The organism is Microvirga sp. GN3, from assembly GCF_055792825.1.
In genome coordinates this window covers 37302-54384 of the sequence record NZ_JBVVAK010000032.1, presented here as the reverse complement: position 1 = coordinate 54384, position 17083 = coordinate 37302, and the positions used below count along the sequence as shown (strand labels likewise).

At 62.6% G+C, this 17083-nt stretch carries 18 protein-coding genes and 1 pseudogene; 10 read left to right on the top strand and 9 right to left on the bottom strand.

What is annotated here, in order from left to right:
* The first annotated feature begins 227 nt into the window (after positions 1 to 227).
* From mgtE to ACS5Q1_RS17120, 6 genes are all read left to right on the top strand, one after another.
* Positions 228 to 1652, top strand: coding sequence for a magnesium transporter (mgtE, locus tag ACS5Q1_RS17145; protein ID WP_473099326.1), 1425 nt, complete (start codon positions 228 to 230; stop codon positions 1650 to 1652).
* Between the two features lie 90 nt (positions 1653 to 1742).
* Positions 1743 to 2642, top strand: coding sequence for a glycoside hydrolase family 25 protein (locus ACS5Q1_RS17140; RefSeq protein ID WP_473099325.1), 900 nt, complete (start codon positions 1743 to 1745; stop codon positions 2640 to 2642).
* Between the two features lie 225 nt (positions 2643 to 2867).
* Entirely contained in the window at positions 2868 to 4040 is a 1173-nt protein-coding gene (locus ACS5Q1_RS17135; protein ID WP_473099324.1) for an isovaleryl-CoA dehydrogenase, read from the top strand.
* A 274-nt stretch (positions 4041 to 4314) separates the two neighbouring features.
* Positions 4315 to 4968, top strand: a complete 654-nt coding sequence (locus tag ACS5Q1_RS17130; RefSeq protein ID WP_473099323.1) for a glutathione S-transferase family protein — start codon at positions 4315 to 4317, stop codon at positions 4966 to 4968.
* A 167-nt stretch (positions 4969 to 5135) separates the two neighbouring features.
* Positions 5136 to 5840, top strand: coding sequence for a ribonuclease activity regulator RraA (locus ACS5Q1_RS17125; protein ID WP_473099322.1), 705 nt, complete (start codon positions 5136 to 5138; stop codon positions 5838 to 5840).
* 24 nt (positions 5841 to 5864) lie between these two features.
* Complete coding sequence (locus ACS5Q1_RS17120; RefSeq protein ID WP_473099321.1) at positions 5865 to 6662, top strand: YdcF family protein; 798 nt, start codon at positions 5865 to 5867, stop codon at positions 6660 to 6662.
* Here the strand turns inward: ACS5Q1_RS17120 and ACS5Q1_RS17115 are convergent.
* Both ACS5Q1_RS17115 and ACS5Q1_RS17110 read right to left on the bottom strand, forming a co-directional pair.
* Positions 6659 to 6937 (bottom strand): DUF3253 domain-containing protein, encoded by a 279-nt coding sequence (locus tag ACS5Q1_RS17115; RefSeq protein WP_473099320.1) that lies wholly within the window; start codon positions 6935 to 6937, stop codon positions 6659 to 6661. The two genes, ACS5Q1_RS17120 and ACS5Q1_RS17115, sit on opposite strands and share 4 nt — an antisense overlap.
* On the bottom strand, positions 6930 to 7622 hold the full coding sequence (locus ACS5Q1_RS17110) for a DUF599 domain-containing protein (RefSeq protein WP_473099319.1): 693 nt from the start codon (positions 7620 to 7622) through the stop codon (positions 6930 to 6932). Before ACS5Q1_RS17110 ends, ACS5Q1_RS17115 begins: the two co-directional genes overlap by 8 nt.
* Before the next feature lie 74 nt (positions 7623 to 7696).
* On the opposite strand from ACS5Q1_RS17110, the gene ACS5Q1_RS17105 reads away from it, so the two are divergent.
* Positions 7697 to 8107, top strand: coding sequence for a rhodanese-like domain-containing protein (locus ACS5Q1_RS17105; protein WP_203443436.1), 411 nt, complete (start codon positions 7697 to 7699; stop codon positions 8105 to 8107).
* Here the strand turns inward: ACS5Q1_RS17105 and ACS5Q1_RS17100 are convergent.
* From ACS5Q1_RS17100 to ACS5Q1_RS17080, 5 genes and pseudogenes are all read right to left on the bottom strand, one after another.
* Complete coding sequence (locus tag ACS5Q1_RS17100) at positions 8104 to 8397, bottom strand: acylphosphatase (RefSeq protein ID WP_473099318.1); 294 nt, start codon at positions 8395 to 8397, stop codon at positions 8104 to 8106. The two genes, ACS5Q1_RS17105 and ACS5Q1_RS17100, sit on opposite strands and share 4 nt — an antisense overlap.
* 6 nt (positions 8398 to 8403) lie before the next feature.
* The gene (locus ACS5Q1_RS17095; RefSeq protein ID WP_473099317.1) at positions 8404 to 8814 is read right to left on the bottom strand and encodes a DUF6766 family protein; all 411 of its coding nucleotides are present in this window, start codon (positions 8812 to 8814) and stop codon (positions 8404 to 8406) included.
* Between the two features lie 163 nt (positions 8815 to 8977).
* Positions 8978 to 9391, bottom strand: a pseudogene (locus ACS5Q1_RS17090) (gamma-glutamylcyclotransferase family protein); the annotation flags it as partial.
* Between the two features lie 200 nt (positions 9392 to 9591).
* Complete coding sequence (locus ACS5Q1_RS17085; RefSeq protein WP_473099316.1) at positions 9592 to 11592, bottom strand: acetyl-CoA carboxylase biotin carboxylase subunit; 2001 nt, start codon at positions 11590 to 11592, stop codon at positions 9592 to 9594.
* Positions 11593 to 11703: 111 nt separating this feature from the next.
* Positions 11704 to 12117, bottom strand: a complete 414-nt coding sequence (locus ACS5Q1_RS17080; RefSeq protein WP_473099315.1) for a hypothetical protein — start codon at positions 12115 to 12117, stop codon at positions 11704 to 11706.
* Between the two features lie 319 nt (positions 12118 to 12436).
* Between ACS5Q1_RS17080 and ACS5Q1_RS17075 the strand changes: the two genes are divergently transcribed.
* Positions 12437 to 13366, top strand: a complete 930-nt coding sequence (locus ACS5Q1_RS17075; RefSeq protein WP_473099314.1) for a ring-cleaving dioxygenase — start codon at positions 12437 to 12439, stop codon at positions 13364 to 13366.
* Between the two features lie 212 nt (positions 13367 to 13578).
* Positions 13579 to 14187, top strand: coding sequence for an alpha/beta hydrolase (locus tag ACS5Q1_RS17070; protein ID WP_473099313.1), 609 nt, complete (start codon positions 13579 to 13581; stop codon positions 14185 to 14187).
* A gap of 177 nt (positions 14188 to 14364) precedes the next feature.
* On the opposite strand, the gene ACS5Q1_RS17065 is transcribed toward ACS5Q1_RS17070, so the two are convergent.
* A complete protein-coding gene (locus ACS5Q1_RS17065) occupies positions 14365 to 15444 on the bottom strand; it encodes a PLP-dependent cysteine synthase family protein (RefSeq protein WP_473099312.1) in 1080 nt (359 codons plus the stop codon).
* A gap of 154 nt (positions 15445 to 15598) precedes the next feature.
* Here ACS5Q1_RS17065 and ACS5Q1_RS17060 point away from each other — a divergent pair, with 154 nt between their 5' ends.
* Positions 15599 to 16477 (top strand): alpha/beta hydrolase, encoded by an 879-nt coding sequence (locus ACS5Q1_RS17060; protein WP_473099311.1) that lies wholly within the window; start codon positions 15599 to 15601, stop codon positions 16475 to 16477.
* Positions 16478 to 16557: 80 nt separating this feature from the next.
* Here the strand turns inward: ACS5Q1_RS17060 and ACS5Q1_RS17055 are convergent, their stop codons facing one another.
* Positions 16558 to 17070 (bottom strand): hypothetical protein, encoded by a 513-nt coding sequence (locus ACS5Q1_RS17055; RefSeq protein ID WP_473099310.1) that lies wholly within the window; start codon positions 17068 to 17070, stop codon positions 16558 to 16560.
* Positions 17071 to 17083 lie beyond the last annotated feature (13 nt).

Below are 17083 nucleotides of genomic sequence, written 5' to 3'. Positions count from 1 at the left end.
TCGGCACGCTCGTGTCGAAGACGAAAAAGGCCCCTTTCGGGGCCTTTTTTGTTGACCATATCTGTTCAGCGCAAGGCGGCTTGAACCATCGTCTCAGCCCCCTGAATCGAGCTGGCAGGGACGGCCAATAACTGTTTCTTCGAGAAAGTCTTTTAGGCGCATTGCGTGGTCCTCCATGCACACCTAAAAGGCGGACAACCCACCTTCAGAGCTTCAGAGGACGGCTGATGCTGGAAGTCGAAGACAAGACGCCGCTTCCGAAGCCCGATGGGCCTGAAACCGAATCCCTGGCCTTCAGGGATGAGGAAGGCGAGCTCAATCCGGAATTCCTGGCCGCCGCCGCCGATGCCATTGAGGCCTCGGAGGTCGAGCGCCTGCAGAAGCTCGTCGAGGACTTCCACGAATCCGAACTCGGCGATCTTCTCGAGGCGCTCGAGCCGGATCAGCGCCCGCGTCTCATCGAGCTTCTCGGCACCTCCTTCGACTTCGCCGCCCTCACCGAGGTGGACGAAGCGGTCCGCGAGGAGATCCTCGAGGAACTCGAGACGGCGACCGTGGCCGAGGGCGTGCGCGACCTCGATTCCGACGATGCCGTCACCATTCTCGAAAGCCTTCCCGAAGAGGAGAAGGCAGAAGTTCTCGATCAGCTTCCCGCCATCGAGCGCGTCGCCCTCCAGCGCTCCCTCGACTACCCGGAAGACAGCGCCGGACGGCGCATGCAGACCGAGTTCATCGCTGTGCCGCCGTTCTGGACGGTGGGGCAGACCATCGACTTCATGCGCGAGACGGAGGAGTTGCCGGAGACCTTCTACGAGATCTTCGTCATCGATCCGGCCGCTCATCTGCTCGGAGCGGTTCCCCTGGACAAGCTCCTGCGCTCCAAGCGCCCGGTCACGATCCAGGACATCATGAACGCCGAGCCCGACCGGGTGGAGGCGACCGAGCATCAGGAGGAAGTCGCCCGCCTGTTCGAGCGCTACAACCTCGTCTCTGCCGCAGTGGTGGACGAGTCAGGCCGGCTCGTCGGCGTGATCCTTGTCGATGACATCGTGGACGTGCTCGAGGAAGAGGCGGACGCCGACATCAAGCAACTCGGCGGCGTGAAATCGGACGAAGAGCTCTCCGATACGGTGCTCTATACCCAGCGAAGCCGCTTTCCCTGGCTTTTCGCCAATATGTGCACCGCCTTCCTGGCCGCGAGCGTCATCAGGCTCTTCTCGGAGTCCCTCGAGCGGATGGTGGCACTCGCCATCCTGATGCCCATCGTCGCCTCCATGGGCGGCAATGCCGGCACCCAGACCATGACTGTCGCCGTCCGGGCGCTCGCCACCCGCGAGCTCGGGCGCTCCAATGCCTGGCGCATCATCCGCCGCGAGGCGGCGGTCGGCCTGCTTAACGGGCTGGTCTTCGCCGTCATCCTGGGGAGCGTGGCCGGTCTGTGGTTCCAGTCGCCGCAGCTCGGGGTCGTGATCGGCCTCGCACTCATCACGGTCCTGGTCTTCGCGGCCCTCGGAGGCATCTTTGTGCCGCTGACCCTCAACAAGCTCGGCGTCGACCCGGCCGTGTCGTCTGGACCCTTCGTCACCAGCATCACGGACATCGTCGGCTTCCTAGCCTTTTTAGGTATCGCAACGGCCTGGTTTCATCTGTAGGCTCGCTTCGCACCGCTGTCGTAAGGGCCTGTTAACGCTCTTCCGGCATCTCTGGTGCGATCCCGTTTTGCGTACAATACAGTTGAACCGATGAAGACTCGCCGCCGCTCCTCCAGCCGCTCCAAGAGTTCCGGCCTAACGACATTCGTTCGGGCTGCCCGGTTCAGCGCGCTCGCTGCAATCGCCTTGGGTCTCGCCTCCTGCGCCATCGCCCCCTCGTCGGGCCGTTACCCGACGAAGGGTGACGCCCGCCCCCACGAGGGCGTCGCGACGGCTCACCGATTGCCGATCCATGGGGTCGACATCTCCAAGTGGCAGGGTGACGTCGACTGGGCCGCCCTGCACCAGGCCGGCACCAAGTTCGCCTTCATCAAGGCGACCGAGGGCGGTGACCATATCGACAGCAAGTTCCATGAGAACTGGTGGGAGGCCAAGAAGGCGGGCGTTCCGCGCGGCGCCTACCATTTCGTCTATTGGTGCCGTCCGGCCCATGAGCAGGCGGCATGGTTCAAGCGCAACGTGCCTCAGGATCCGCACGCCCTCCCCCCAGTTCTCGACGTGGAGTGGAACGGACAGTCGGTGAACTGCCCGAAAAAAGTTCCGCGCGAGCAGGCGCTCGCCATGATCAACGTGATGCTGCGCGAGATGGAAGCGCATACCGGCAAGCGGCCGATCATCTACACCGACATCACCTTCCACAAGGAGATCCTGGAGGGCGAGTTCAACGACTACCCGTACTGGATCCGCAGCACGGCAGCCGAGCCCCACGTGCGCTACAACGACCGCCGCTGGACCTTCTGGCAGTTCACGACGACGGGCCGGGTTCCCGGCGTGAAGGGCGATGTGGACCGCAACACGTTCTATGGCACCGAGAACCAGTGGCGCATGTTCGTCCAGAGCGCCTGCGACCCCCGCGACCAAGGTCGCCTCAGTGCACAGGGCGTCTGCCGCAACATGGACGCCGTGCAGACGGCGAGCATCGACGAGTAGGCCGATCGATCCGATCAAAGAGATCAGGCTCCCTCACCCAGCGTGAGGGAGCCTTTTCTTTATGGCCTACGACCAATTGCCGGTCGCTGGGACAGCCCCACCTTTCCTTTTCCAAGCGATCCGGCCTTGATAAGGGCAGCATTGCTGACCAAAATGGGCGATCAGAAAAGCGATCCATCGCGACCCGCTTCAGCGGGCCGAGGAATGGAACTGGGAGGACAAGAGATGCTGCCGAATGCCGCCAAGGGCTTCAATTTCGATCTCGGCGAGACCGCCGATGCCATCCGCGAGACCGTGCGCGACTTCGCGCAGGAGAAGATCGCCCCGCGGGCGGAGGAGATCGACCGCACCAACCAGTTCCCGCGCGATCTCTGGCCCCAGATGGGCGATCTCGGCCTGCACGGCATCACGGTCGAGGAGGAATATGGCGGCGCGGGTCTTGGCTATCTTGAGCACGTGATCGCCATGGAGGAGATCTCCCGCGCCTCCGCCTCGGTCGGCCTGTCCTACGGCGCCCATTCGAACCTCTGCGTCAACCAGATCCGCCGCAACGGCAACGAGGAGCAGAAGCGCCGCTACCTGCCGAAGCTGATCTCGGGCGAACATCTCGGCGCGCTCGCCATGTCCGAGCCCGGCTCCGGCTCCGACGTGGTCTCCATGCGCACCCGCGCCGAGAAGCGCAACGACCGTTATGTGCTCAACGGCAACAAGATGTGGATCACCAACGGCCCCACCGCCGAGACCCTGGTGGTCTATGCCAAGACCGACCCGGAGGCAGGCCCCCGCGGGATGACCGCCTTCCTGATCGAGAAGGATTTCAAGGGTTTCTCTACGCATCAGAAGCTCGACAAGCTCGGCATGCGCGGCTCCGACACCTGCGAGCTGGTGTTCCAGGATTGCGAGGTGCCGGAGGAGAACGTGCTTGGCCAGGTCGGCAAGGGCGTGAACGTGCTGATGTCCGGCCTCGACTATGAGCGCGCCGTGCTGGCGGCCGGCTCCACAGGCATCATGCAGGCCTGCCTGGATGTGGTGCTGCCCTACATCCACGAGCGCAAGCAGTTCGGACAGGCCATCGGCGAGTTCCAGCTCGTGCAGGGCAAAGTCGCCGACATGTACGTGACCATGAATGCGGCGAAGGCCTATGTCTATGCGGTCGCCAAGGCCTGCGACCGGGGCGAGACCACCCGCGAGGACGCCGCCGGCGCCATCCTCTATGCCGCCGAGAACGCCACCAAGATGGCCCTCGACGCGATCCAGCTTTTGGGTGGCAACGGCTACATCAACGACTACCCGACGGGCCGCCTGCTGCGCGACGCGAAGCTCTACGAGATCGGCGCCGGCACCAGCGAGATCCGCCGCATGCTGATAGGCCGCGAGCTCTTCGCCAAGACGGCATAAGAGGTGGCCCATAAAGGAGTGAGGCGCGACCGACCCTCTCCCCCTTGTGGGGGAGAGTTGGAGAGGGGGGTGCTGCGCAGGACTGGAACCAGCATGGCGCTCACAACCCCCCTCCGTAGCCCTCCCCCACAAGGAGGGAGGGGAATAGCGCCTACATCCCAGCGCCAGCCACCCAGTGATGAATGACTCAGACTTTGAGGAAGTTTGCTCCTGCGATGGCCATGTGGACCGAAACGGTTACAGTGAGGAATTCATTGATAACCGCGAGGCCTCGATGACCCTGCAGCTCTACGCGCATCCCTTCTCCTCGTACTGCCAGAAAGTCCTGACCGCGCTGTACGAGAACGATACGCCGTTCGACTACCGCACGCTCGGCAATGAACGGAGCGATGCCGAGCTGGAAGCGCTCTGGCCGATCAAGCGCTTCCCCGTGCTCGTGGACGATGGCCGCACCGTCATGGAAGCCATCGTCATCATCGAGTATCTGGGACTTTATCACCCAGGCCCGGTGCGGCTGATCCCCCAGGACCCACGAGAGGCTCTCAATGTGCGGCTGATGGATCGGTTCTTCGACAATTACGTCATGACGCCGATGCAGAAGATCGTCTTCGACTGCATGCGCCAGGAGAAGGACCGCGACCCTTGCGGCGTCGCAGATGCGCACGCGATGCTCGACAGGGCCTATGGCTGGCTCGACAAGACGCTCGCCGGGCGTGAATGGGCGGCTGGCGAGAGGTTCAGCGCCGCCGATTGCGCCGCGGCTCCGTCGCTGTTCTATGCCGACTGGGTTCATCCCATCGCTGAGGCGTTTCCGCGCGTTCGGGATTACCGGACAAAGCTCCTCGCCCGTCCGTCCTTCGCGCGAGCGGTCAACGAGGCCCGGCCCTATCGCCATTTCTTCCCGCCGGGTGCGCCCGACCGCGACTGAGGCACGATAAAAGAGAGTTGAGCACCCCCTTGATCCCTCCCCACAAGGGGGAGGGAAAATGCGCCTGCATTCCATGCGAACTGCCAATAATTTGTAAGCCAGACTCTGAGGTGGCGCTCATTCGGCCGGAACGCTATGAAAGCCCGATCCACCATCAGGAAACCGCCATGACCCTCGACAAGACCATCGCCGATGCCCTGCGCGCCGCCTCGACCGCCACGATCACCACCGTGCTGCTGAAGAAGGGCGTCCGCCGCTGCTGGATGAAGGGGCCGATGCCGGCCTTCAACGCCACGGAAAAGATGGTCGGCCGCGCCTTCACCTTACGCTTCGTGCCGGCGCGCGAGGATCTGGCGACGCCGGAATCCTGGGCCTCGCCACGCTCCACCCGTGCGGCCATCGAGGACATGCCGGAAGGCTGCATCGCCGTGGTCGATTCCATGGGCGTCACCGATGCCGGCATTTTCGGCGACATCCTCACCGCCCGCATGCAGAAGCGCGGCGTCGCAGCGCTGATCACGGATGGCGTGGTGCGCGATGCGGTCGGCGTCGAGGGGACGAACCTGCCGGTCTGGTGCGCGGGCGTCGCGGCTCCTCCCTCTGTGGCCGGCCTCACCTTCGTCGGCTGGCAGGAACCCATCGGCTGCGGCGGCGTCGCGATCTTCCCGGATGACGTGATCGTCGCCGACCGGGACGGCGTGGTGGTGATCCCTGCGGCCATGGTCGAGGAGGTCGCCAAGGCTGCCGTCGAGCAGGAGCGTTACGAGCTTTGGGTCATGCGCGAGGTCGAGAAGGGCGTCCCTCTCCCCGGCCTCTATCCGCCGAATGCCGAGACCAAGGCGCGCTACGAGGCCGAGGCGAACAAGTCGTAAGGCTGAACCGAGTAAGGATGGCGGGTGTTCTACTACCTCTCGAAAGTCGCGTGGTTCTTCGCCACGCCATCCAACCTCCTGATCAGCGTCATCCTGCTTGGGTTGGTGCTCACGTTCTTCAAGCGACTGCGTCTGTTCGGCATCGGTCTAAGCCTCGCCATGACGCTGGCGACCACCGGTCTCGGCCTTCTGCCCATCGCCAGCTACGTCCTGATGCCGTTGGAAGAGCGCTTTCCGCCCTTTCGCGACGACGGCAGGCCGGTGGACGGCATCGTCCTTCTTGGCGGCTCCGTCGAGGCTGCAGATTCCGCCTCCCGCGGCATGATCGTCTCCAATGAATCGGCGGAGCGCGTGCTCGATACCATTCAGCTTGCCCACCGCTATCCGAACGCCCGCATCCTGATCTCGGGAGGTGGAGGCACGGTCTTCGGCGATGGTGCTGCGGAGGCTCCCATCATCGCGGCCTATCTGAAAAGTGTCGGCATCGACCCGGCCCGCATCTTGGTGGAGGACCGCTCACGCACGACCTCCGAGAACGCGCTCTTCTCACGTGATCTCGCGAAGCCCCAGGAGGGCGAGCGCTGGCTACTCGTGACCTCCGCCTGGCACATGCCGCGGGCCGTTGGCGTGTTCGAGAAGGCGGAGTTTCCGGTCACGCCCTACCCGGTCGATTTCCGCACCGGCGGCGGGCGCAACACACGCCGCCCCTTCGCCTTCATCTCGGAAGGTTTGCGGCGGCTCGATCTGGGAACGAAGGAATGGGCAGGCCTGATCGGCTATTATGCGACGGGCCGCACGTCGAGGCTGTTTCCAAGTCCTTAGGTTTCCGCTTCGGGCGGCAGCGCCAGCCGATAGGTCCCGCGAAAATCATCCGGATCGACCGGGCGGCCCTTGCGCAAAATCACAATGCGCCCCTCCTTCATGAGACGCACGGCCACCTTCCGAACCGGCTGCATCAAGGGCCCCCATCCCTCCGGCTGGTTGCCGCCGAGGACTTGCGCCACATCGGCCGGGCCGATGGTCTTGCCAGGGCCGCGCTCTTCGAGAAGAGCGAGCATCGAGGACTCCAGCTCCTCCGGCGTCGCGTTCCTAGACATCGGTCGACCTCAAGGCTGCATCGTGGGCATCCGACAGAAACTGGCGCCGCCACATGACGAGCAGAACGCCGGCCGTCGCCCCGATGAAGAGATAGGCGCTCACAAACCAACCGAGATAGGCCAGCGAGAAGAAGAAGGCCCGCTGCCCCCGGTTGAAATGCTTGCCGGCGACCGCGTTCATCGTACCCGCCTGCCGGGCCACCGCGAGGGCCTCGGTCTGGTTGCTTTCCTTGAGGACGGGAACTGCGCCGACGATGATCACCATGTAGTTGAAGAGGCGGTACGCCCAGGCGAATTTGAAAAAGGCATAGACGAAGATCACCGCCAGTCCGATCACCTTCACGTCCCAGGCAAGCCGCGTCGGCGGAGGACCGAATGGCAGATCGGCAAAGACGGGAAGCACCGAGTCGGTGGATTGCAGCAGCGCCAGCACGCCGCCGATGGCGATCAGCGAGGTCGAGGCGAAGAAGGCGGTACCGTTCATGAGCGAGGCCATGATCGTGGTGTCGACGATCCGGTTCTCGCGCACCACCATCTGCTCCATCCAGCGATAGCGGTACTGGTTCATGATCTTATTCAGGCTTCTCTGCCCGGCGGGCGTGAGCTCGAGCGCAGCGTGATAGCCGAACCAGGCGATCAGAAAAAAGGCCAGCGCCACATAATCGAGATTGGTGAAACCCAGCACCCGTCGCCTCCGGTTGACTCCGCTTCCATCTTGCCCAGTTTGTTGAAGGGTTCAAACAGGAAGAACATTTTGTCATGCCTCAGACCATCACACGCGGCTACAAGACATTGCTCGACGAGGCCCATGCGAAGATCAAGACGCTACCCGTCGCCGAGGCCATGGCTCTGCATGGCCAGGAGGACGTGGTGTTCGTGGACCTGCGCGATCCGCGGGAGCTGGAAAGAGAAGGACGCGTGCCCGGCGCTGTTCACTGTCCGCGCGGCATGCTCGAATTCTGGATTGATCCGGAAAGCCCCTATCACAAGCCGGTCTTTGCCCAGGACAAGACCTTCGTGTTCTTCTGCGCCGCCGGCTGGCGCTCGGCTCTCTCGACGGCAACGGCACAGGATATGGGGTTGAAGCCTGTCGCCCATGTGGAGGGCGGCTTCACCGCCTGGAAGAAGGCGGGAGGCCCTGTGGAGACTACGGAGCCAGCGAAAAGCTAGACAGTTCCCCGGATCTCGAACCGGCCCGAAGCATCGACTTCCGCGTCACCAGCACGGAGGAGTTCGACCTGTGTCACATGGGAGCCGTAAGGCCCCTCATGACAGGCCTTGAGCATCACCTCCACGAGGTCGTCGGGACCTGAGAACATCGCCTCGACCGTACCGTCGCGCCGATTGCGGACCCAACCTTTCAGCCCGTGCAGTTCCGCCTGATGTTGCGTCCAGGCCCGAAAGCTCACGCCCTGGACGCGTCCATGGATCAGAACATGTGACGTTCGGCTCTCGGTCATCGTCTTTCAGCGGTGTGCGTGGCGGGCATCGGTGTGGCGCCCAGCGTAATCCTCATCGAGCGTCTGGATAATACGCTCCCCATTCTGCGGGTCCACTTTGCGCAGGATCTCGTCGATCTTCGCTTCGACCCGGTCGTCGCCTTCCTTGGACTGCGGCGAGCCGACATAGAGAAGGATAGCGAGACCGCCGACCTGCCAGAGAAGCTGCAGGAATTCCGATTGCCAATTCTCCAAGGTGTCCCGCATCATCTCGACCAGATATTCGGAGGTCTGGATCGGCTGGGCGTGGGCCTGCTGGTCGCTGACATAGGCGAACCAGCCGAAGAGCCAGTGACCGATCAGGGAAATGATGAAGAAGCCCAAGGTGACCCAGGCATAGCCATAGGCTTTCCAGACGGAGTGGGTCTTCGTGTCCATGAGCGAACCTCCTACGCAATACGGCGACTCAACGCGCACCCTTGGCGAAGGTTCTCCCGGCGAATGGGCCTCAGCGGGACTTGCGGATCGTTCCCGATGGAGCGTTCCAGAGCGGACGGACTTTAGGGGTCTGAGGAACCGGTGCCGCCATCTGCGTCTTGGGCAGCCATATACCTAAGCTTCGGATGTAATCCTCCGGCAGGCCCGCGTGCTTGGCTGCCTCCACCACCCCTTCCATGTAACCGGGAAGCGGCGTTCCCGGCTTGGTCCTCCGTCCGATATAAACGACGGCCCGGCGCGGCCCCTGCTCGGTCACGATGGGCTGGATCACCTTGGTGTAGAGGCCGGTCGAAAGGCTCTCGTAGCGGTCGAGAGCGGGCACATCGGCGAGCGCCAGATCCCACACCATGCCCCAGACTGCGCGCTGCGGATCGCGCATCACGGAGGCATAGCCTTCGTCGAAGATAATGAAGCGGTGGCGCATGAGCCGCCCGATGCCGACCGGCTTCGAAGCCGGACAGCGCTGGAGCATGGCGGCCTGGTCCATGTTGGACCCGTAGGCGAAATAGAGTGGCATGGGCTTAAGCGCTTTCTTGAATGCCACCCACCCTACATCATCACCGGCCTTGTGCCGGTGATCCCGATCCGAAGAGCGTGGTGCTTCAATCAATCGGGATAGCCGGCACAAGGCCGGCCATGACGCTCTGGTTATATCTCCTGAAGGCCAGTGGAAGTTAATGAGCCAGCTTCTCAGGCTAATAACCGAATGTGTCGGCCTTATGCGAATTCCATGATCACGGCATCGACCGCCAGGCTGTCGCCCTCCTTGGCGTGGATCTTGGAGATGGTGCCGTCGCGCTCGGCGCGCAGCACGTTCTCCATCTTCATCGCCTCGACGATGCAGAGCGGCTCGCCCGCCTTGATCTCCTGGCCGACGGAAACGCTGATCGCCTTCACCAGACCCGGCATCGGGCAGAGCAGCTGCTTGCCCGTATCGGCTTCCAGCCGTTCCGGCATCAGGGCCGCCAGTTCCGCCTCGCGCCTGGTATAGACCCGCACCTCGGCCGAGGCGCCGGCATGGGACAGAACCACACCGTTCAGGATCGTGCGCACCTGCACGGCGACCTCTTCACCGCCGACCGTGCCGGTCCAGACCGGCTGGCCGGGCACCCAGCCCGAGAGGATGGGCCAGGACTGACCGTCGATGACGACCGCAAAGCCGCCCTCGATGTCCTCGATCACGACCTCATGTCTCTGGCTCCCCAGCCGCACCACGCGCTCGCGGTCGAACTTTACGCTGGAAACCTGGCGCATCTGGCCCGAGATGTGGCGTTTGCGCTCGTTGAGCAGATGATCGATGGCGGCCCCCACGGCCGCCATGCGCAAGGCCACCTCGCCCTCCGGTGCCGGGGCCTTGAACCCTTGTGGAAACTCCTCGGCGATGAAGCCGGTGGAGAGTTTTCCGCTTTGCCAGCGCGGATGCTGCATCAGGGCCGAGAGAAACGGGATGTTGTGGCGGATGCCGTCGATGGCGAAGGCATCGAGCGCGGTGGCCTGCGCCTCGATCGCCTGTTCGCGCGTCGGCGCGTGCGTCACGAGCTTGGCGATCATCGGATCGTAATAGATCGAGATCTCACCGCCTTCGTACACGCCGGTGTCGTTGCGCACCGTGACGCCATGATGCTCGCCTTCCTGCGGCGGGCGGTAGGTGACGAGGCGGCCGGTGGAGGGCAGGAAGTTGCGTACCGGGTCCTCGGCGTAGATGCGGCTTTCCACCGACCAGCCGGTAAGCGTCACGTCGGCTTGGCTCATCCGAAGCGTCTCGCCGGCGGCGACCCGGATCATCTCCTCGACGAGATCGACGCCGGTGATCATCTCGGTCACCGGATGCTCCACCTGCAGGCGGGTGTTCATCTCGAGGAAGTAGAACGACCGGTCCTGGCCGGCCACGAACTCCACCGTGCCGGCGGAATCGTAGCCGACCGCCTTGGCAAGCGCCACCGCCTGCTCGCCCATGAGGCGGCGGGTAGCCTCGTCGAGCAGCGGCGACGGCGCCTCCTCGATGACCTTCTGGTTGCGGCGCTGGATCGAGCATTCGCGCTCGCCGAGATAGATCACGTTGCCATGCTTGTCGCCGAGCACCTGGATCTCGATATGGCGCGGATCGGTGATGAATTTCTCGATGAAGACACGATCGTCGCCGAAGGAGCTTGCGGCTTCCGACTTGGCGCGGGCGAAGCCCTCGGCGACCTCGTCGGCGGAATAGGCGATGCGCATGCCCTTGCCGCCGCCGCCGGCCGAGGCCTTGATCATCACCGGATAGCCGATCTCATTGGCGATCTGCACCGCCTGCTCCGGCCCCTCGATCACGCCGAGATAGCCTGGAACCGTCGAGACCTTGGCGGCGGCGGCCGCCTTCTTCGACTCGATCTTGTCGCCCATGGCGGCGATGGCGCCCGGATTGGGGCCAATGAAGACGATGCCGGCCTCGGCCAGCGCCTTCGGGAAGGCCTCGCGCTCGGACAGGAAGCCGTAGCCCGGATGGACGGCCTGGGCGCCGGTGGCCTTGCAGGCCTCGATGATCTTCTCGATCACCAGATAGGACTGGGCGGCCGCCGCCGGGCCGATATGAACGGCCTCGTCGGCCATCTCCACGTGGAGAGCATCCCGGTCGGCATCGGAATAGACGGCCACGGTCTTGATGCCCATGCGCCGGGCGGTCTTGATGACCCGGCACGCAATCTCGCCCCGGTTCGCAATCAGGATCTTGTCGAACATGAACCCTCGAACGCTCCACCCAAACAATTAAGCCCCACCTCCGTTACTGCACATCCGTGCCTTGGGGAAGCGGGGCTTCGTCAGCATTTAGCGTTAGATCAGGCACATCCCTCAGGCGGCCATCTGGGAGAGCCTCGCCTGCTGGCGTCCGCGCATGATGAAATCGAGAAGCGCCACATCCACATAGCCGGCCTCATCGAGGATGGCGTAGGCGATGTTCATGGCGTTCGGGGATGGGCCGCTGATCTCCAGCAGGGTGGCGAGCCAGAAGGCATCGTCGTTGCTGACGACGCCATGGGGCGCCCGGCTCCAGACGACGAAATCGACCACGAGCTTGGTGAGCGTCGTTCCCCAGCTCTCCTCCGCGTCGACGACACGGTCGAGCGCCAGCAGGGACTCGATCTCGAGACGGCTCGTGATGCCGCCTTCCAGGATTCCGCCCTGAAGCATCGTCACGTCTTCATCCGAAACGTACTTGGTCTCGGAGATCCTCTCGATGAAATCGCGAAGTTGATCCTTCATCATCCCTTTGACTCCCGCCGGCTTTTCTTTGGCTCTCTGTCGGTTGATCGCTTGTCTTGAGGATGACTCTCACACGGATGGCAGGCCTAAACCGTTAATACGACATGCTGAATCGTCGTTGAGGTTAAGCCTTGTTGAGAGACTTTGGTTGCTGGAATCTTGCCGAACCGAATTCTCCAGGAATCACGCGGATTTGCCCATTCGGTGGCTCGGGCTTTGCAATCCCGCAAGGTTGCTCTTTCCGCACTTCATCGGGTTTCGGTGGTACATATCTTCCTGCCAAGCGACGCAAATCCGCGCTCGCTCGTTAAGGATTAGTCCCATGCGGCACCACGGTATTCATCACGTCACTGCCATCGCTGGCCCCGCCCGTCGCAATCTCGACTTCTACACCCGCGTGCTTGGCCTGCGCCTCGTCAAGAAGACCGTCAACTTCGACGATCCCGGCACCTATCATTTCTATTTCGGCGACAGCCTCGGGCAGCCGGGCTCGATCCTGACCTTCTTCCCGTGGGAGCATGTCGCACCGGGACGCAACGGGATCGGCTCGACGCAGGAAACATCGTTCCGCGTGCCTGAGGCGTCTCTCGGCTTCTGGGCGCATCGCTTCATCGAGCAGGGCGTCGAGCACGGCACAGTGGAGAAGCGCTTCGGACAGAGCGTGCTGACCTTCAAGGACCCGCATGGCACGAGCCTCGCGCTCGTCGGCACGCCGAATGCGGAGAACGAGCCCGCCTGGACGGTCGAAGGTATCCCGGCGGAGCATGCGATCCGCGGCCTGGAGGGCGTCACGCTCCTCGTCGAGAACGGCGAGCGGACCGGCGCGATCCTCACCGACGTGTTCGGCTTTCGCGAGACCGCCCGCGACGGCTCCCTCGTGCGCTACAAGTCCGACGCCCTGATGGGCAGCACGGTCGACATTCGCAGCGCCGGCGGCTTCCTGCCGGGCCGGATGGGCGGCGGTTCCGTCCACCATGTGGCGTTCCGCGCCAAGGACGATGCCGACCAGGCCGAGATGGTGAAGAAGCTCGCCGAGAAGCACGGCATCGAGACCACGGAGCAGAAGGACCGCAACTATTTCCGGTCCGTCTATTTCCGCGAGCCGGGCGGTATTCTCTTCGAGATCGCCACCGACGAGCCGGGCTTCGCCGCCGACGAAGCACAGGAAAGCCTGGGCGAAGCCTTGAAGCTCCCCGCCTTCCTGGAGCCTCGGCGCAGCGACATCGAGGCTCACCTGCCGGAGCTGGCTTGAACTAACGCCAACCTTCTTCCCTCCCCCTTGCGAGGAGGGATTGAGGGTGGGGGTTGAAAAGTCAAAACGCTGTAGGCGGTCCAGAAGCCGACGAGGCTTCTACAGTACCAAACTCTGGGTCCGCTTCACCCAGTCGTCCGCCCCCCACCCCTGCCCCTCCCCGCAAGGGGGAGTCGGCACATCACACCCTTCTCTGACAGAACGAGAAAACCATGACCGAACTGTCCTTCATCCACCGCTTCGAGCCCACCACCGACGCGAAGCGCCCGCCGCTCCTGCTGCTTCATGGCACCGGCGGCGACGAGAACGATCTTCTCGGCCTCGGCCGCACGATTTCCCCCGGCTCCGCTCTCATCTCCCCGCGCGGCAAGATCCTGGAGAACGGCATGCCCCGCTTCTTCCGCCGTCTTGCGGAAGGCGTGTTCGACGAGGAGGATGTGAAATTCCGCGCGAATGAACTCGCGAATTTCGTCGCCGAGGCGCGCAAGGCCTATGGGCTCGCGGCACCTGTTGCGATGGGCTTCTCCAACGGTGCCAACATCGCCGCCGCCATGCTGATGCTGCGGCCGGAGTCGCTTGCCGGTGCGGCGCTACTGCGGGCCATGGTGCCGCTGTCGAATGCACCGCAGGCGGACTTGGCGGGCAAGCGCGTGCTGATGATTTCGGGCGCCATGGACCCGATCATCCCGGCCGACAATGCAAAGCGTCTCGCCGCATCGCTGGTGGGGTCAGGCGCAGAGGTTCAGCACGAAACTCTGCCGACCGGACACAATCTGTCGCAGACGGATTTGCAGCTGCTGGTGAAATGGTTTGCCGAATAGGTGCTTTTCAGAACCTCGACTGTCATCCCCGCGAAGGCGGGGATCCATAAACACCGTTCTGCCAGAACAAAGCGCCGTCAGCGGTTATGGATTCCGGGCTCCGCTGCGCGGCCCCGGAATGACAGCAAGAGTGTAAGCTGCTCTCTCATGGCCGGGCTCGTCCCGGCCATCCACGTCTTATGCAGCGCTCAAAACACCCGTCTCGAAGAACCGCTCCATCGCCTCCTCGGCCGGCCTGATGTCGATGCCCCTGCCCTGAAGCCACGCATCGTCGAAATGCGTGCTGCGGTACCGCTCGCCGGAATCGCAGAGCAGCGTCACCACGGAGCCCTTTTCGCCGCTCTTCACCATCTCGCCGACGATCTGAGCGACCGCCCACAAGTTCGTTCCGGTGGAGCCTCCGCAGGAGCGGCCGATGCGGCGCGAGAGCACGCGCGCGGCCGCGATGCTCGCCGCATCGGGCACGGCGAAAGCACGGTCGATGAGTTCCGGCACAAAGGACGGCTCGCAGCGCGGACGGCCAATGCCCTCGACGACCGAAGGCGGACCCGAGACGTTGCACACGGCATGATCCGCGAGATGCTGGTGGAACACGGACGCCTCCGGATCGGCGAGACACAGCTTCGTCGGCAGGCGGCGATAGCGGATGTAGCGCCCGAGCGTCGCCGAAGTGCCGCCGGTCCCCGCCCCCACCACGATCCAGCTCGGAACAGGATGCTCCTCGTGCGTCATCTGGCTGAAGATGGATTCGGCGATGTTGTTGTTGCCGCGCCAGTCCGTCGCCCGCTCGGCATAGGTGAACTGGTCCATGTAATGGCCGCCGAGTTCCTCCGCGAGCCGCGCGCTTTCCGCATACATCTCGCCGGGTGAATCCACGAAATGGCTCTCGCCGCCGTAGAAGGCGATCTGCGCGATCTTTTCGGCCGAGGTGGAGCGCGGCATCACGGCGATGAAGCGCAGGCCGAGCATGCGCGCGAAATAGGCCTCCGACACCGCGGTCGACCCGCTCGATGCCTCGACGATCGTGGTCTCTGGCCCGATCCAGCCGTTGCACAGCCCATAAAGAAACAGCGACCGCGCCAGCCGATGCTTCAGGCTCCCCGACGGATGGGTCGATTCATCCTTGAGATACAGCTCGATCCCCGGCGCCGCCGGCAGCGGCACACGCAACAGATGCGTATCCGACGAGCGATTGAAATCCGCCTCGATGATCTGGATGGCGGTGGAAACCCAGGAGCGGGGACAAGATGTGTTCATGGGATGCCTTGGTAAAAGGGAGCGAGGGGTGATGCAAGACACCTGTACTGGTCTCCTCTCGTCGGCACGACAGGCCCCTCCCCACGAATGCGATTGCCGCAAGGGCAACAAATGCTACGCTTCTTCTCCCAACCACATGAATCGGGAGGAAGCCATGAAATTTACACGGGTCCTGAGTAGGGTTGTTGCAGCCCTGGCCGTCACGATGGCGGCTTGGTCCGCCGACGCGGGCACGGTCGTGTCGCAAAAATTCCAGTCGCCGACTTTGAAGCGGGACTGGGTCTACAATGTCTATCTTCCCGACGGTTATGATACGGGCAAGCTGCGCTATCCCGTGATGTATCTCCTGCACGGCAATGGCGGCGACGAGAACGAGTGGGTCGCCAAGGGAGAAGCCCAGAAGACCATCGACAAGCTGATCGCCGACGGCCTGATGCCTCCGGCGGTGATCGTCCTTCCGTCTGCCACCACCACTTGGTACGTGGACCGCAAGGAGCCGATGGAAACGGCCTTCCTCAAAGACCTGATGCCCGAGGTCGAAGGCAAGTTCCGGATCATGAACGACCGCATGAGTCGCGTCATCGGCGGCGTGTCGATGGGCGGATACGGCTCGCTGCGCTTTGCTCTCAAGAACCCGGAGATGTTCGCGGCCGTCGCTCTCGTCAGCCCTGCGATCTACGTTCCCGAGCCGCCCGAAACCTCATCGGCCCGGCGCGTCGGCGTATTCGGGGCGCAGCAATACGATCCCGAAGTATGGAAGTCACTGAACTATCCGACGCTCCTCGACGCCTTTCTGGCGAAGAAGATCAGCATGCCGGTCCATTTCAGCTCGGGCGATCACGACGAGTTCCAGATCGAGTATCACGCCACCAACCTGTACAAAGTCTGGCGTGACAACAAGATTCCGGCGGAGCTCCGGGTGATCGACGGCGCCCACAACTGGGATGCCTTCAAGCAGCTCCTGCCGGATGCGATGCGCTATGTCTTTCAGACGGTTCGGCGGCCGGAACTTGTGAATGGGGCATCGCAGTAAAAGCTCACGCTGATCTTGCAAGAGAGGCATCGACTCACCAGTCGATGCTTCCATCTAAACGATCACAGCAAAACTAAGGATTATAGCTTCTTCATATCTTGGATCATGCCATTTATACAGGCAATGCATATATTGAATAAGTCTTGACACTCCTGTATTTCATAAACCTTATCAGGATGAGCAGTAGGATTGCGATAGTTATTTCTAATACTATCTAAGTTATCTAATAGATATTGCTTCGGTTTAGAGCCATTTTTTACTCTTAACTGCTGAACCATTGACGCCCACATCGGTTTTTGAAGTCGATTTCTTTTGACATAGAAGCAATAGAAATCTTTCAGAACACCCTCTACGCACCGCAAAATATGAAATGCGACTGCAGTTGGCCTTTCAAAAACTATCGATTTGGCGGCTTCTGAAAAGTCATATCTTGAGACATCACTTAGCAGATCGTAAACACCAGGAGCAAGCAAACCGCTTGGAGCCTCCATTGATCTCTTAACGTCTACTCGCTTCTCACTTATTTCATAAAGATATTTACCCTCAGCCTCTGCCAACATTGCCGGGCGACACTTATCAAGTATTTCTTCCAACTTCTTAACATCT

Excerpts from the sequence above, each read along its gene's own strand:
- mgtE (WP_473099326.1), top strand. The coding sequence starts at position 228 with ATGCTGGAAGTCGAAGACAAGACGCCGCTTCCGAAGCCCGATGGGCCT.
- ACS5Q1_RS17140 (WP_473099325.1), top strand. The coding sequence starts at position 1,743 with ATGAAGACTCGCCGCCGCTCCTCCAGCCGCTCCAAGAGTTCCGGCCTA.
- ACS5Q1_RS17135 (WP_473099324.1), top strand. The coding sequence starts at position 2,868 with ATGCTGCCGAATGCCGCCAAGGGCTTCAATTTCGATCTCGGCGAGACC.
- ACS5Q1_RS17130 (WP_473099323.1), top strand. The coding sequence starts at position 4,315 with ATGACCCTGCAGCTCTACGCGCATCCCTTCTCCTCGTACTGCCAGAAA.
- ACS5Q1_RS17125 (WP_473099322.1), top strand. The coding sequence starts at position 5,136 with ATGACCCTCGACAAGACCATCGCCGATGCCCTGCGCGCCGCCTCGACC.
- ACS5Q1_RS17115 (WP_473099320.1), bottom strand. The coding sequence starts at position 6,937 with ATGTCTAGGAACGCGACGCCGGAGGAGCTGGAGTCCTCGATGCTCGCT.
- ACS5Q1_RS17105 (WP_203443436.1), top strand. The coding sequence starts at position 7,697 with ATGCCTCAGACCATCACACGCGGCTACAAGACATTGCTCGACGAGGCC.
- ACS5Q1_RS17100 (WP_473099318.1), bottom strand. The coding sequence starts at position 8,397 with ATGACCGAGAGCCGAACGTCACATGTTCTGATCCATGGACGCGTCCAG.
- ACS5Q1_RS17095 (WP_473099317.1), bottom strand. The coding sequence starts at position 8,814 with ATGGACACGAAGACCCACTCCGTCTGGAAAGCCTATGGCTATGCCTGG.
- ACS5Q1_RS17085 (WP_473099316.1), bottom strand. The coding sequence starts at position 11,592 with ATGTTCGACAAGATCCTGATTGCGAACCGGGGCGAGATTGCGTGCCGG.
- ACS5Q1_RS17080 (WP_473099315.1), bottom strand. The coding sequence starts at position 12,117 with ATGATGAAGGATCAACTTCGCGATTTCATCGAGAGGATCTCCGAGACC.
- ACS5Q1_RS17075 (WP_473099314.1), top strand. The coding sequence starts at position 12,437 with ATGCGGCACCACGGTATTCATCACGTCACTGCCATCGCTGGCCCCGCC.
- ACS5Q1_RS17070 (WP_473099313.1), top strand. The coding sequence starts at position 13,579 with ATGACCGAACTGTCCTTCATCCACCGCTTCGAGCCCACCACCGACGCG.
- ACS5Q1_RS17065 (WP_473099312.1), bottom strand. The coding sequence starts at position 15,444 with ATGAACACATCTTGTCCCCGCTCCTGGGTTTCCACCGCCATCCAGATC.
- ACS5Q1_RS17060 (WP_473099311.1), top strand. The coding sequence starts at position 15,599 with ATGAAATTTACACGGGTCCTGAGTAGGGTTGTTGCAGCCCTGGCCGTC.